General features: G+C 35.6%; 13 protein-coding genes and 1 tRNA gene. 3 read left to right on the top strand and 11 right to left on the bottom strand.

Features of this window, described 5'->3' with window-relative positions:
- The first annotated feature begins 51 nt into the window (after nucleotides 1-51).
- Nucleotides 52-1,149, top strand: coding sequence for a hypothetical protein (locus ACWNCI_RS16850; protein WP_449389177.1), 1,098 nt, complete (start codon nucleotides 52-54; stop codon nucleotides 1,147-1,149).
- 98 nt (nucleotides 1,150-1,247) lie between these two features.
- Here the strand turns inward: ACWNCI_RS16850 and ACWNCI_RS16845 are convergent.
- From ACWNCI_RS16845 to ACWNCI_RS16795, 11 genes are all read right to left on the bottom strand, one after another.
- A tRNA-His gene (locus ACWNCI_RS16845) sits at nucleotides 1,248-1,323 on the bottom strand.
- A gap of 35 nt (nucleotides 1,324-1,358) precedes the next feature.
- The gene (gene bshB1, locus ACWNCI_RS16840) at nucleotides 1,359-2,078 is read right to left on the bottom strand and encodes a bacillithiol biosynthesis deacetylase BshB1 (protein ID WP_449389176.1); all 720 of its coding nucleotides are present in this window, start codon (nucleotides 2,076-2,078) and stop codon (nucleotides 1,359-1,361) included.
- Nucleotides 2,079-2,158: 80 nt separating this feature from the next.
- Nucleotides 2,159-3,808: a tetratricopeptide repeat protein gene (locus ACWNCI_RS16835; RefSeq protein WP_449389175.1), complete on the bottom strand. Its 1,650-nt coding sequence runs from the start codon at nucleotides 3,806-3,808 to the stop codon at nucleotides 2,159-2,161.
- A gap of 95 nt (nucleotides 3,809-3,903) precedes the next feature.
- The gene (locus ACWNCI_RS16830) at nucleotides 3,904-4,776 is read right to left on the bottom strand and encodes a PstS family phosphate ABC transporter substrate-binding protein (RefSeq protein WP_449389174.1); all 873 of its coding nucleotides are present in this window, start codon (nucleotides 4,774-4,776) and stop codon (nucleotides 3,904-3,906) included.
- Nucleotides 4,766-4,963 (bottom strand): DUF308 domain-containing protein, encoded by a 198-nt coding sequence (locus ACWNCI_RS16825; RefSeq protein ID WP_199897957.1) that lies wholly within the window; start codon nucleotides 4,961-4,963, stop codon nucleotides 4,766-4,768. Before ACWNCI_RS16825 ends, ACWNCI_RS16830 begins: the two co-directional genes overlap by 11 nt.
- A gap of 75 nt (nucleotides 4,964-5,038) precedes the next feature.
- A complete protein-coding gene (locus tag ACWNCI_RS16820; protein ID WP_449389173.1) occupies nucleotides 5,039-5,878 on the bottom strand; it encodes an energy transducer TonB in 840 nt (279 codons plus the stop codon).
- A gap of 23 nt (nucleotides 5,879-5,901) precedes the next feature.
- A complete protein-coding gene (locus tag ACWNCI_RS16815; RefSeq protein WP_042721644.1) occupies nucleotides 5,902-6,474 on the bottom strand; it encodes an ExbD/TolR family protein in 573 nt (190 codons plus the stop codon).
- Nucleotides 6,475-6,486: 12 nt separating this feature from the next.
- Nucleotides 6,487-7,095, bottom strand: coding sequence for an ExbD/TolR family protein (locus ACWNCI_RS16810; RefSeq protein WP_042721643.1), 609 nt, complete (start codon nucleotides 7,093-7,095; stop codon nucleotides 6,487-6,489).
- A gap of 62 nt (nucleotides 7,096-7,157) precedes the next feature.
- On the bottom strand, nucleotides 7,158-8,021 hold the full coding sequence (locus tag ACWNCI_RS16805; RefSeq protein WP_346983288.1) for a MotA/TolQ/ExbB proton channel family protein: 864 nt from the start codon (nucleotides 8,019-8,021) through the stop codon (nucleotides 7,158-7,160).
- A 241-nt stretch (nucleotides 8,022-8,262) separates the two neighbouring features.
- A complete protein-coding gene (locus tag ACWNCI_RS16800) occupies nucleotides 8,263-11,724 on the bottom strand; it encodes a leucine--tRNA ligase (protein ID WP_449389172.1) in 3,462 nt (1,153 codons plus the stop codon).
- 190 nt (nucleotides 11,725-11,914) lie between these two features.
- Entirely contained in the window at nucleotides 11,915-12,388 is a 474-nt protein-coding gene (locus ACWNCI_RS16795) for a lipocalin-like domain-containing protein (RefSeq protein ID WP_346983290.1), read from the bottom strand.
- A gap of 198 nt (nucleotides 12,389-12,586) precedes the next feature.
- On the opposite strand from ACWNCI_RS16795, the gene ACWNCI_RS16790 reads away from it, so the two are divergent.
- Entirely contained in the window at nucleotides 12,587-13,564 is a 978-nt protein-coding gene (locus tag ACWNCI_RS16790) for an acyltransferase family protein (RefSeq protein ID WP_449389171.1), read from the top strand.
- 11 nt (nucleotides 13,565-13,575) lie between these two features.
- The gene (locus ACWNCI_RS16785; RefSeq protein ID WP_449389170.1) at nucleotides 13,576-14,334 is read left to right on the top strand and encodes a glycosyltransferase family 2 protein; all 759 of its coding nucleotides are present in this window, start codon (nucleotides 13,576-13,578) and stop codon (nucleotides 14,332-14,334) included.
- Nucleotide 14,335 lies beyond the last annotated feature (1 nt).

The raw sequence follows: 14,335 nt of genomic DNA, 5'->3' as shown, positions 1-14,335 counted from the left end.
AATGTGCGGATCAAAAGTTCGCACATTATTCTTTACTATAAAATTTTAATTATGAAAGGAAAAACAACAGTTAATCTAAAGCATCTGTTTATGCTTTTTTTTATCTTTTCGTATAATTTCAGTTATTCACAGGAAATACAAGTTGATGTAAAAAGATCCAATAAGCCTTTATTTAAAGCTTTCCCTGCTCACGAAAATGATAAACAACCCTCAGACTTATTGAAAGTTTTTATGATCCAGGAAGGAAAGGAATCTAAGACACCGCTCTTGGGTACTTATTCCAAAGCGGAAGATACAATCTTCTTTGAGCCTCAGTTTGAATTGGGAGATGGACTTTCATTTAATGCTCACTTTTATTATAAAAATGATACGGTAAAAGTTTTATACAAAACTCAACCCATTGATTTTAATATCAATAAAGAAATTGCAGTAAGGGAAATATATCCCCGAAATAATAAAATTCCAAAGAATATACTGACTTTTTACGTTGAATTTTCAGAACCGATGCTGGAGGATGAATCCGCTTTCAGATATGTGAATTTATATAATGAAAATAAAGAAGTCGTACCTCATGTCTGGCTTAACAAAAGCAGGTGGATCAGCGATAGGATATTAATGCTTATGATCCATCCCGGAAGAGTAAAAAGCGGGATTAAATATTATGACAATTTAGGCGACGTTTTTTATGTTGGGAAAAAATATCATTTGGAGATTACCGACAAATTAAAACCATTACATAAAAATTCAAAAGTAAAACCTTTTATAAAAGAATTTGAAATTGTTGAGCCGACAGCAAGCTGTCCAAAAGTGTTACAAAACAAACTGAGTATTCCACGGAGAAACAGTAAAGAAAAATTAAAAATAGCCTTTGATAAACCTATGGATCTCTATACTATTCTTGGCGGAATTTCTATCAACATCTACAATACGGATATTAACATTCAAGGAAAATTTATCTCCGGATCGGATGACATGGAATGGTATTTTGTACCTGACAAACCGTGGACAGAAAAAAAATACACTTTAATTTTCAATAAATATGTCTCTGATCCTTCCGGTAATGGCATTATAAAACCATTTGAAACTACAAAAATAAAGAAATCATATACAAAAGATATTGCTAAAGTACTAAATTTCAGAACAAATTAAGATTATACGAATTGAAAATAGTTATAAATCTTAATTATTTACAGAAGTAAATAAGGAATAAAAAATCCCGCTTAATAAATAAGCGGGATAAGTATTTTGGGTGAATGATGGGTCTCGAACCCACGACCTTCGGAACCACAATCCGACGCTCTAACCAACTGAGCTACAATCACCGTTTTGTGAGTGCAAATATAGGAAAGATTTTTTAACTACCAAACAATTCCGTCAAAATTTTTCATCGCAATCAGCTTCTCAGACGTAAATCCCTCAGCATAAGTCACTCCCGATAACCTTCCTAAATCCTGAGCGCGGTAGGTTAAACTCTGATAAAAGTCTTTAGAGGTAATTGGTGTTTCGGGTTCTTTGGAAGTGGGATCATAAAACTGGGTTTTAAAAGCCATACACGCTTCAATTTTTTTATCCAGATGCTCAGAAATATCAATGACAAATTCAGGCTCAATATTTTTCCACTGGATATAATGAAAAATATGCTTTGGTCTCCATATTTCCTGATTTTCTCCGTCCAAAACAGTTTCGATCTTTCTTAATCCTGCCAAAAAACACGCATCTGATACTAATTTCGCCCCTTTTGCATGATCTGGATGCCGGTCATCGATCGCATTGGCCAAAACGATTTCCGGACGGTATTTACGAATCATTTTTACAATTCTCATCTGATACTCTTCAGAATTCTCCAGAAAACCATCTTTCATTCCAAGATTTTCTCTGGCAATAACACCTAATATTTTTGCTGAATCTGTAGCTTCTGCCTTTCTGGTCTCTTCAGTCCCTCTCGTACCAAGCTCTCCTTTTGTAAGATCTACAATAGCACATATTTTTCCTTCAGCAACCATTTTAATGATCGTTCCTCCACAACCAAGCTCTACATCGTCGGGATGAGCCCCAAAAGCTAATATATCTGTTTTCATATCTTCAAAGATACTATTAAAAGAAAAACTTCCCAAACATTACGAATGGGAAGCTATATATCTATAATTTAAAATTTAAATTATTTATTGATTTCAGCATTCAGCTTAACGGCATCCTGATAATTAGGATCCAACTGTACAGATTTAGCTACATAATCTTTAGCCTTAGCCATATCAGAATCTTTGCTCATATATGCTACTGCGAAATATGCATAAGCAAGAGTTTGCTTGTTTGCCTCCTGTTCTGCAGGTTTCACGGTTGTAATGAATTTTTCGTAAGCAATTTTAGCGGCTTCATTGTTTCCTGCCTGCTGGTAAGAATATCCTAAACTATAGTAACCAGGTGCCCAGTCTGGAAGAAGTGTATTCATTTTCTGCCATGTCTGTATTGCTCCATTCCAGTTTTTTGCTTCCTGATAAGCTGTTGCCAATTTAAATAAAGAATCCGTATCCTGAGCGTTAGCTGCTACCTTTTGTTTTAAACCTTCAATTACAGGATTTGTAGGACCAGCATCAACACTTGCCTGAGAAGCTCCTCCTCCTGCGATTTTTGCCAATTCCATATCCCATTTCAACGTTTCATCTTTAGCAGCTTTGGCAATAGCAATCTTTTGCTGTGCTTCTGTAGTCAATGCCGTTTTCTTAGCAGGATCTGTCTCTGTTTTAGCTAAACCGGCAGCAATAAGACCTTGTAAGCCCTGATCGGCAGGTTGTACTCTCGATTTATCTGCCTGTGAAACAAAATTATCCATATTTTGTTTTGCTTCTGGATATTTCCCGTCAGCGTACAATTGATAAGCTCTTAGCTTAAACTTGATCGGATCGTTAATTTTATCAAAAATTTTATCTAAAACCTGCTTAGAATTAGCATAATCTTCATTCGTAAAATAAAGTTTAGCAATTTCCAGCTGAGTATATGGATCTTCATCTGCGTATTTTGTATAGTTAATCAGATCTTGTGTTGCTTTAGCATTCTGTTGATATCTGATATCATAAGCCGCCAACGCTTTATAGGCAGGAGCATAAGTCGGATCGGTAGTGATAGCTTTATCTATACTTGTTTTCGCCTGTTGCCACTGTTGTGCCGCCATCCATAATGTTCCGATTCTTGTATAGACAGATGCTTTATTTTTAGCTAAAGGAAGAGCTTTGTCATAAGCACTCATAGCATCTCCCGGCATTCTTTTCAGTCTGTATGCATCACCTAAAGTATAATAATAGTGTGCAGGAACTTCTTTTCTTGAGGCTCTTTCAATTGCTTTATTCAGGAATTGGATCGCAAGATCAGGAGAATTGTTTTTTTCAAATAATGTTAAAGCTTCCGCAGCCCTGAATAATACTTCAGCATCTTTCTCTCTTGAATCAGATACAATGCTTTGAATTTCAGCAACAGCACTTTTATCTCCTTTTCCAAGCTTCACTGTAGCCAAGCCTAATTTGTTTAAATAACTTTTTTTATCTGCAGCAAGACCTTTGTTAAAATTTTCTGTTGCCGCTGCAAAATCAGGTTCACCTTGTTTTAAATATGTATTTCCAAGGTAGAAATAATTCTCGGCAGTGGGTGCCGATGCAATCATATTGGTAAAATTAGTTTTTGCCTGAGCAAATTTGTCGCTGTCCATACTGTTGATACCATCCTGTACAGTTTGCGCAAACACAAAATTGGTAAAAAATACCACTGCTGCTCCAAAAGCAATCTTCTTTACATTCATATTCATTATATCTCTCATTTTTTATTTTCTAATCTAAATTCGATTTATATTGTAGACAATTTTCAGACCAAAATAATGATTTATTTTGGGGTAAAGTGTTAATTTAATATATTTTAACGCATCTGCACTTCTCTTCTGTACAGATTATAGGGCTGCAAACCTTCTTTCTGAACAATCATCTGTCCCAGCTGGGTACAGGAATATCTGATAAAGCCGTTGGCAATATTAAAGTTCCCTTCATTTGTTAAAAAATACAAAACTCTGGTGAACGGATAATTCATTTTGCGCAGATATTCAAAATCTGTATTATATTGTACGCCTTTGTTTTCCACGGGAAGTATTTTCACCATATTTCTTAAGTTTTCAGATTCTTTATCGTAAGGACGACTGAAAGTATTAAGACCTATAACGCCAATTTTGTCAGGATATTTTTTTAATTCTTCAATAATATTTTTATCACCGGGAATAATAGAATATTGTAAATCCTTAGGCTGTTTTTTAAGTTTTTGAGCAACAAAATTCAGATTACTTGAGTTGGCTCCGTCAAAAATAAATTTTTTATCGTCCGACTGCATCCCCTGAGTTATTTCTTCCATTGAAATGCTTTCTTTTGGAGAATCTTTCGGAACAACAAAAACTACCGCATCGGCAGCAAATCTTGCCGGCAAAAACTTAAGATCTACCTGTTCTTCATAAGTTTTAACTTCTTCAGGTGATAAATCTCTGGACATTACAATAATTCTTGCCTTATCATGCAAAAGATCAAGAAAACCAAGATCTTCTTTTTTAGTGACAACTTTTATTTTGGTATCTGGATAATTGATCATGTACCCTTCTGCCAAAGCTTCTGTAACACTTTTAAAAGATTCATCGGTAAGAATCGTCATTTCTCCCTTGTGATAAGATGGAGATTTCTCTTCCTTTTTACAGTTAACAGCCATAATACTAATAAAAAATAGCATTATGATTTTAATACTACTTTTCATTGTCTGAATTTTTAATTTTTGAAATTGCTCTGTAAATTCTGAAAATACCGTACAGGATAAGCAAAGCTCCTAATGCGTAAGCAACTCCCGGTTCCAGAACTGTGAAAAAGAATTTGTAAAGAATCACTACAATTCCCAAAACGATATAGAACAATCCCGTCACAAGGGATAACCAATTGAACATCATATAACAAAAATACCAAAAAAAATAAAAAGAGAAGCATATGCTTCTCTTTTTTAATTATTATTTAAAGATAAATTATCACTCAAAATTCATCGTCAGAGGTAATCTGAATCTGTAACGTACAGATTGTCCGTTGATTTTGGCAGGAGTCCATTTATTTTTAATAGACTTAACCGTTCTGATTGCCTCAGCATTGAAGTCTGAATTTCCTCCACTTGCCTTAACATCAGTGATACTTCCATCTCTTTCAACCACGAAAGTCACTTCAGCTTTTACAGTACCTTCATCTCCGTTCATTGCAGAACCGTCAAAGTTACTTGATACTTTATTTCTGAAAGCGTTAATACCTCCTGGGAATTCCGCTGTCTGCTCTACTTCAGTGTACACCTGGTTTTCATTAACCTGAGGCTTAACTTCAGCTGTAGAAGTTCTTGTACCAGTTGATGGTGGCGGTGGCGGTGGCGTATAAGCCGGAGCTTTTACCCCTTCCTGATTGGTAAGACCTGTAGTTGTTTCCAACTGCTTAGAAATCGGTGGTGGTGGAGTTTCAAATTTCGGAGCTTTAACTGGCTCAGGAACCACATTTTGAATAATTTCAATTTTCTCTTCCTCTTTTGGAGGTGGAGGTGGTGGTGGTTCTTCTTCTTTCGGTTGCTCGATAATTTTATCTTCCTGAAGAATTTCGACCAAATCTGCCTTCACTTCTTGTTTAGGAGGTTCGGTTAATCTCTTAATAGTAAGATAAATAAAAGGAGACAGGGCCGCAATAAGGAATAATGCTGTTCCAACGATGAAAGATTTTGTCAGAAGTTTTGGGTACTGATGTCTTAAATCGTATGCACCATATTCCTTGTTTCTATTTTCAAATACAATCTCATCTAAAGTAAGATTCGGATCGTACACATTTTCATTTGCCATAGATATACAATTTTATGGTTAACTTACTTTGTAGCCGGTGCTGCTGCAGCCCCAGAGTTTCCAACCTTTCTGTCATAAATAGCTTTTTCCCAAGGCTTAAGATCAGTAACCCCGTACTGCTCGCTTTTAGTGATGGCCATTTCATCAAGAATATCTACAAAGTTTTTATATACAGCATCGTCAGTCGGTTTGATAATTACAGTAAACTTAGATTTATCAGCCGCATTTGCTTTTGCCTGCTCAATTACTTTTCTGATTCCTTCTCTGTCGAAAGTAGTTTCATTAAGATTCTGATCTGTTAAGGATGTATTATCCTGTTGATGCCAGAAAATCTTATTGTCTTTTCCTAATAACAAAGAAATAGAGTTAGAAAGTTTAATTTCTGTTGGAGGTGGTTTTTGTGTATCATCTTTCGGTTTTGCCGGAAGACCCAAATCCATTACATTCGGTTTAGAGAATGTGGTTGTGAACATAAAGAAGGTAATCAATAGAAAACCCAAGTCCACCATCGGAGTCATATCGACTCTGGTACTCTGTTTCTTGGAACGTACCTTGCCGCCTTTGGCGCCTTTTTCCTGTACTTGTACTTCTGCCATTTCTAATCGATATTATTCGTTAGGTTTACCTTCTTGTGATGTAATCAACCAAAATTTAAGAAAATCGATATCTCTTAAACCTTCAAATAAGCTTTTAACTTTCGGATATTCAGTGGTAACGTCTCCTTTAATCGCTAATTTGTATTCAGGATTTACGTTAAGACTTTCTTTCACCCAGTCTACTAATTGCTTATTTGTACTATCCATAGGAATCCCTGTAGGACTCTTGAAATTCTTCTGCTCGTCATCTGGCAAATCAAGATAGCTTTTCAGCTGGTTCATAGGAACGCCGATAGCCTGTACTTTTTGGAATGCAGCTTTTTCTTTATTGTCAAAAGTAACTCCGTACTTTTTACCCATATTATCCAAAAGCTGTAATCTTTCTGATGCATTTTCTACAGGCTGGAAATAGAATTTTCCGTCCGGAGTAGCATTGATAGTCATCAAACTTGCATCAGGAAGTAACTTCTCTGATATTGAAGATGGCGGTTTGATCTGCTCCACGTCAGGTTTTTTAAACTGAGTGGTCAAGATAAAGAATGTAAGTAGTAGGAACGCAACGTCACACATTGCCGTCATGTCCGTAATTACTCCATGTCTTTTTGGTTTGACTCTCGCCATTATTATTAATGATTTTTAATTAGACTTCTTTTTACTTACTGCAAATTCTTTGCTAAAAATTCTTAGTTGAATTCAGCGAAAGACTGTTGGATACTCATTGCGATCTCGTCGATCTTATAAGTTAATCCATCAATTTTAGAAGTAAAGAAGTTATAAAGGATGATAGCGATAGCTGAAGTACCGATACCTAAAGCCGTATTAATCAATGCTTCAGAAATACCTGTAGATAGTGCAGCTGCATCCGGAGTACCACCTCCTGAACCTAATGCGAAGAACGCCTTGATCATCCCGATTACCGTACCTAAAAGTGCTACTAACGTTGCAACAGTACCTAAAGTAGAAAGGATCATCATGTTTTTCTCAAGCATTGGCATTTCAAGAGTAGTCGCTTCTTCGATTGCTTTGTTAAGCGCTACCATTTTCTGCTCTTTGTTAAGCGTAGTGTCGTGAGATAAAGCTTTGTAAGTGGTAAGGCCTTCTTTTACTACGTTACCAACAGAACCTTGTTGTCTGTCGCACTCTTCTAAAGCCTCATCAATTTTGTTTTGGTTTAGCAAACTTCTCACCTGTACAACGAAGTTGTCTAAGTTTCCTTTTCCTGCAGCTTTGCTAAGAACGAAATATCTTTCGAAAGAGAAAACGATTACCGTGATCATGAAAGTGATCAAGATAGGTACGATTACCCCTCCTTTGTAGATAATTCCCAAAAACGATTCTGGGTGAATGTCTTTTCCTTCAACACTTGAGAAAGCAACAGACCCACCTCCTAGTTTTTCTGCGTCTTTGAAGTTTCCTGGGTTACCAAGAACGAATAAATAAATACAAACTCCTATTACGAAAAGAATAGGAATAATTAAAGCCGGGTTAAGACCTCCTGCCTTTCTAGCAACTACTTGCTCATCATTTTTTGAAACATTCATTTCCATATTTAACTAAATTATATTGTTTTAAAAATTTTACAGTTTGTAAATTAAAGGCAAAATTAATTAAAATGCAAGAGTCTCAAATAAACATTTCTGTTTTTTTTGACAACGAAATTTTAATACGATTTCGATATTATAATTATTTTCTCTTTTTTTGGCAATAATCCCTAATTTTAACGTTTACGTTAAAAAGTTAAAAAATATAAGCCCCCATTTTTTTTAATTTGCCAATGTTAATTTTTATTTAAATTACTATATTCACTATTCTGTGAGGCACCACAATGATTTTTTTCGGTGTTTCACCTTCCAGAAAATGCTGTACTTTTTCGTCCTGAAGTACCATATCTTCTACTTCTTTTGCTGAAAGCTGTGCCGATAATGCCAACTTATGTTTTGTTTTTCCGTTGATGCTGATAGGATATTCAATCTCTTCCTCTACCAGATAATCTTCGTTCAGAACCGGGAATTTTTCAAACTCAATAGAAGCTGTATGACCAAGCAGACTCCAAAGCTCTTCACAGATGTGTGGCGCATAAGGAGAAATGATAACGGCCAATGGTTCCAAAATATTGCGTTTTTTGCATTTTATTTTTTGCAGTTCATTTACAGCAATCATAAATGATGATACAGACGTATTGAAAGAGAAATTTTCAATATCATAAACCACCTTCTTTATTAAGGTATGTAATACTTTATATTCTGCTTTTGTCGGCTCTTCATCTGACACTTCAAAAACTTCGCCATTGAAATATAAATTCCAGAATTTCTTAAGGAAACCGTAAACTCCGCTCAGTCCTTGAGTGTTCCAAGGCTTGGATTGTTCCAATGGACCAAGGAACATTTCATACAATCTCAAACCATCTGCTCCGTATTCTTCACAGATATCGTCTGGGTTTACGACATTGTATTTTGATTTGGACATTTTTTCGACTTCACGATCGGTAATGTATTTTCCTTCTTCTTCAGTAACGAAAGAAGCATCATCAAACATTCCTCTCCAATTCTTAAATTTTTCAATATCCAACTCATTTGTAGTTCCTTTTAATAGAGAAATATCTACGTGAGTTGTCATTATATCACCATTAATTTGCTTAGTACAAACTAAATCAAAAGAACTATTCTCTCGGGAAGAAATTAATTTCTCTGTAACTTCAGAATTAAAATTTCTCAATTCTTTATCAAAGGAAACTTCGTCGTGAATTAAGTCTGTTTCAATTACAAATATTTTATCAATACTAATATTTTCTGTTGAAATAATTTCTCCATCAATATTCTTATAATTAATATCAAACTCAAATTCTACTTTTTGCCAATTAACAAAAGCACTCATCCCCAAAATCATCCCCTGATTAATCAACTTTTGGAAAGGCTCATTATGATTAATATATCCTCTGTCCTTTAAAAACATATTCCAGAAACGGGAATATAATAAGTGACCGGTTGCGTGTTCGCTTCCTCCTATATAAAGGTCAACTTGTCCCCAATAATCTGCCAGATCTTTTTTAACGAAAACATTCTCGTCATGCGGATCCATGTATCGTAAGAAATACCATGAACTTCCCGCCCAGCCCGGCATCGTAGATAATTCTAAAGGGAAAATTGTTTTTTCATCAATCAAATTGGTATCAACTACTTTTTGATTTACTTCATCCCAGGCAAAAGTCTTGGCATTTCCTAATGGCGGATCTCCGTCTTCTGTAGGTAAATATTTTTCAACTTCAGGAAGTTCCAATGGTAATGCAGAAGTCGGCAATGTGTATGGCATTCCATCCTTATAATATATAGGAACAGGTTCGCCCCAATATCTTTGTCTGGAGAAAATCGCGTCGCGCTGTCTGTAATTCGTTGTTCCGTGTCCGATTCCTCTTTTTTCGATCGCAGAAATAATCAGCGCTTTTGCTTCGTCATATTTCAAACCGTTTAAAAAATCTGAGTTTACACAAACGGAATCTTTAGAATCAAAAGATTTCTCCTGGATATCTTCGCCGGTTTCTACAACCTTTTTAATTTCTAAATTAAATTTCTTTGCAAATCTGTGATCACGTTCATCATGAGCCGGAACGGCCATAACAGCACCTGTTCCATAGCCCATCAACACATAATCTGAAATGTAGACCGGCATTTTTTCGTTACTAAACGGGTTGATCGCATAACTTCCCGTGAAAGCTCCAGAAACATTTTTCACATCCGCCATACGGTCTCTTTCCGTTTTTTTGGAAGTTTCTTCGATATAACTGTCTACTTCTGCTTTCTGCTCAGGCGTCGTAATTGTTTCAACCAAAGGATTCTCCGGTGCCAATACCATGAAAGTTGCTCCGAAAATCGTATCTGGTCTTGTGGTGAAAACTTCAATCCTCTCCCTAAATCCCTCTCCCGAGGAGAGGGACTTTTCAGATTCTGAAAATTGTTGTTTATTTTCTTCTAATTTTCGCTTTATTTCTTCTACAACATTCTCTTTATTATTAAGAACTTCTTCATTAGAGAATCGCAAAACGTCATAGCCAAAGGAGTTAAGATATTGCGTTCTTAAATTATCGTATTCAACCTGTTCTTTTTCAGAATGATAACCTCCATCTACTTCAATCACCAATTTATTTTCAAGACTAACAAAATCAACAATGTAGTCTTTTATTAAATGTTGTCTTCTAAATTTACTTTCGAGCTTTCTATTCCTAAGCATTTGCCAAAGCGTATCTTCTCCCTCCGTTGCTTCATGGCGCATATTCTTGGCATGCTGTAACAAAACTTTAGAATTTTGACCTCCTGTCAAATAACCCGGTTTTTTATTTTCCAAGCTGTCAGCTCCTTCTTCTTTGGAGAGGGTTGGGGTGAGGATTTCAAAACTCACCTGCGCTCCCTGAGATTTTCCGATCCAGTATTCCTGGGAATCTTTCAATGGCTGCGGCCAGTCAAGAGTTTTTAAACCTTGCAATAATCTTTCAGAATATGCGGAAATCCTCATGCTCCACTGCATCATTTTCTTTTGGAAAACAGGAAAACCTCCTCTTTCGGATTTGCCGTCCTTAACCTCATCGTTTGCCAATACGGTTCCCAAAGCAGGACACCAGTTTACGGTAGTTTCCGCTCTGTAGGCCAAACGGTAGTTTAGAAGAATATCTTCTTTATCAATTTCAGAAGCTTCTTTCCATTCTTCTGCTGTGAAATGTAATTCGTCATTTTGATTGGCATTTAAATCTTTTGTGCCTTTCGTTTCAAAATGCCTGATCAAAGTGGAAATAGATTCCGCCTTGTCGGTATCTTTATTATACCACGAATGGAACAATTCAATGAAAATCCATTGGGTCCATTTATAATAAGAGGGATCGGAAGTTCTCACTTCCCTGCTCCAGTCGAAAGAGAAACCTATTTTTCTAAGCTGCTCTTCATATCTTGTAATATTCTGCTCTGTGGTAACAGCAGGATGCTGACCCGTCTGGATCGCATACTGCTCAGCAGGAAGCCCAAAGCTGTCGTAGCCTACCGGATGAAGCACATTGAAACCCTGATGTCTTTTGTATCTTGCATAAATATCTGATGCAATATATCCCAGAGGATGCCCCACGTGAAGCCCGGCGCCTGATGGATACGGAAACATGTCGAGAACATAAAATTTAGGTTTGTCTGTGCTGTCGGAAGTTTTATAAGTTTGATTGTCTTCCCAGTATTTCTGCCACTTTTTTTCTATCTGCTGATGATCGTAAAACACTTTTTATATTTAGATATTAGATGTTAGACTTCGATATATTTAGATTAAATTTCTTTTAACTCTAAAAAATCAAGATTCACAAAAATAATGATTTTAATAGAAATAGAATTTAATTTTAAATTAAATATATCAAAACAAAAATCCCATCCGGAGATGAGATCTTAAATTTTTAATGAGGAAAAGCTCTCTATTATTGAGGGATTCTTCTTAGAGTATAAGTTGTAGATTGGTATTCAGTAGGGTCTGAAGTATCTTCAATTTTAATGTTTAAAGTTGTGTCATTAAGAGTAACAACACTTCCCTTGTCTGCTTCAACGATTCCCTGATATTTTATCTGAATAGCCTTACTGTCTTTGTCATACGTAAAGGTAAAGTTTCTGTCGAAAGTCGGCTGGCATGTTCCTGGTGACGTCCCATCGCCGTTATCCGTTCTTTTTCCTGAACCTCCTGCTACAAACACCCATCTTGATGTTTTCTGACAGTCGGTGTCAAAAGAAATCCCGTCCGAAACAGGATCTTCTCCTATCGCAACAGTGGTAACAACTTTTTTTATGGGTTGCCATGTTCCTACAATAGGATATTCTATTGTATTATCGTCGTCGTTATTACATCCTGTCGCTACGAATAATGATAGACCTGCAAAGAGTAATGCTAATTTCTTCATGTATCAAATTTTTCAAGGGCTAAAATTATAATTTTTTTGAATTATTTAATAATTTTTTGCAAGAAATTATTATAAACTTGCATATTTTCAATAATATCAAGCTGTTTGAGCAGTATAATGGTAGTTTTTAGCAAAATATTAAGGTTGAGATTCATATATATTCTTCGAAAAAACTATTTTTGTACAAAACAAATACAAATGTGTGACATAACGAAAAATAATTTTGATTTCCTGCGTGTTCTCCTTGCCTTTATTGTATTTTTAGGTCATCTGGGAACTTTAAGCGCCTCCGATGAGCTTAAAATCTTAAAATACAGCCCCATAGAAATGGCAGTTTTTGGCTTCTTTGTGATAAGCGGTTTTCTCATCGCAAGAAGCTATGAAAGATCGTCCAGCCTGAAAAGTTATTTAAGCAAAAGAATCAGAAGAATTGTTCCCGCCTATTTGTTGGTTATATTTCTTTGTGCAATCTTATTAAGCCTAGTAAGCACTTATTCTTTCACAGAATATTTCAGTAATCCGCAGGTTTATAAATATCTTTTCTGGAATTCTCTATTTTTGAATTTTAAAGCACCCTGGCTTCCGGGAGTTTTTGGAAATCAGGCGGTAAATGGCGCATTATGGACCCTGAAAATAGAAATGTCTTATTATTTCTGTCTTCCATTGCTTTTTTTATTGTTTGGAAAAAATAATAAATACCGGAACATCAGTCTTGTCATACTTTATTTTCTTTCTCTTACCTATCTTAATTATTTTGAATCAGCAGATAAGATTTCAGCAGCCAAACAGCTTCCGGGGACTTTATCTTATTTTATTCCGGGAATGCTGATTTACTTTAATTTTGATCAATTTATTAAGAACAAAAACACACTTTTTATCATTGCAATAATCACGGTCTGGATAGATCTTATCTTCAATATCATATTATTCTCGCCCGTTATGATTGGCATTATCGTATTGTATATTGCTTATTCTTTTAAGTTTTTAAATAATTTCGGAAAGTACGGAGATTTCACTTATGGGATTTATATTTTTCATTTCCCGATTATCCGGGTTTTTACCACATTGGGGCTTTTCCGGGATTATAATCCTTACTTAATGGCCTTTATATGTATGATTATTGTCGTCTCGGTAGGGATATGTTCATGGCATTTTTATGAGAAAAAATTTTTATAACATCCACACAAATGAAAGAACTCGTTTCCATTATTACTCCTTCATACAATTCCGCAGAATTCATTGAGGAAACCATACATTCTGTATTTAACCAGACTTACGAAAACTGGGAATGGCTGATTACAGATGATCTTTCCAAGGATAATACCGTTGAGATCCTACAGAAATATACGGATCCGAGAATAAAACTTCAGGTTCTGGAACAGAACGGTGGTGCCGGAAACGCACGAAATAAAAGTCTCGAAAGAGCCAAAGGACGATACATTGCCTTTCTTGATTCCGATGATCTGTGGCATCCTGAATATCTTGAAACCATGATTAATTATATGAAGGAGAATAATGCAGAACTTGTTTATTGCAATTATTCAAGATGCAGCGAATACACCATGGAACCCGTTCTTAAAGATTTTGAAGCAGATACCATCGTTACTTTTTCAAATTTACTGAAAACATGCAGACTAGCTCCGGTTTCCACGATGTATGATACGAAAAGAACCGGCAAATTTTTCTTCCCGGTAAAAAGCAAACGTGAAGACCACGTCATGTGGCTGAATCTTTTAAAAGAAATCCCGAAAGGATATCCTCTGCAACAAACTCTCGCCAAATACAGAATGCGTGAAAACAGTGTTTCGAGGAAGAAAAAGAATATCATTAAAGATCAATATTTAGTCTATAAAGATTTCATGGGATTTTCTACAATCAAATCTTTGTATTATACAGCAAACTGGGCAGTCAACGGATTTTTAAAATATTCGAAATTTTTTAATTAAT

The organism is Chryseobacterium lineare, from assembly GCF_977014045.1.
Note: the sequence above shows the minus strand (reverse complement) of the source record. Positions and strands in the feature narration are given on the sequence as shown.

Excerpts from the sequence above, each read along its gene's own strand:
- ACWNCI_RS16850 (WP_449389177.1), top strand. The coding sequence starts at position 52 with ATGAAAGGAAAAACAACAGTTAATCTAAAGCATCTGTTTATGCTTTTT.
- bshB1 (WP_449389176.1), bottom strand. The coding sequence starts at position 2,078 with ATGAAAACAGATATATTAGCTTTTGGGGCTCATCCCGACGATGTAGAG.
- ACWNCI_RS16835 (WP_449389175.1), bottom strand. The coding sequence starts at position 3,808 with ATGAGAGATATAATGAATATGAATGTAAAGAAGATTGCTTTTGGAGCA.
- ACWNCI_RS16830 (WP_449389174.1), bottom strand. The coding sequence starts at position 4,776 with ATGAAAAGTAGTATTAAAATCATAATGCTATTTTTTATTAGTATTATG.
- ACWNCI_RS16825 (WP_199897957.1), bottom strand. The coding sequence starts at position 4,963 with ATGATGTTCAATTGGTTATCCCTTGTGACGGGATTGTTCTATATCGTT.
- ACWNCI_RS16820 (WP_449389173.1), bottom strand. The coding sequence starts at position 5,878 with ATGGCAAATGAAAATGTGTACGATCCGAATCTTACTTTAGATGAGATT.
- ACWNCI_RS16815 (WP_042721644.1), bottom strand. The coding sequence starts at position 6,474 with ATGGCAGAAGTACAAGTACAGGAAAAAGGCGCCAAAGGCGGCAAGGTA.
- ACWNCI_RS16810 (WP_042721643.1), bottom strand. The coding sequence starts at position 7,095 with ATGGCGAGAGTCAAACCAAAAAGACATGGAGTAATTACGGACATGACG.
- ACWNCI_RS16805 (WP_346983288.1), bottom strand. The coding sequence starts at position 8,021 with ATGGAAATGAATGTTTCAAAAAATGATGAGCAAGTAGTTGCTAGAAAG.
- ACWNCI_RS16795 (WP_346983290.1), bottom strand. The coding sequence starts at position 12,388 with ATGAAGAAATTAGCATTACTCTTTGCAGGTCTATCATTATTCGTAGCG.
- ACWNCI_RS16790 (WP_449389171.1), top strand. The coding sequence starts at position 12,587 with ATGTGTGACATAACGAAAAATAATTTTGATTTCCTGCGTGTTCTCCTT.
- ACWNCI_RS16785 (WP_449389170.1), top strand. The coding sequence starts at position 13,576 with ATGAAAGAACTCGTTTCCATTATTACTCCTTCATACAATTCCGCAGAA.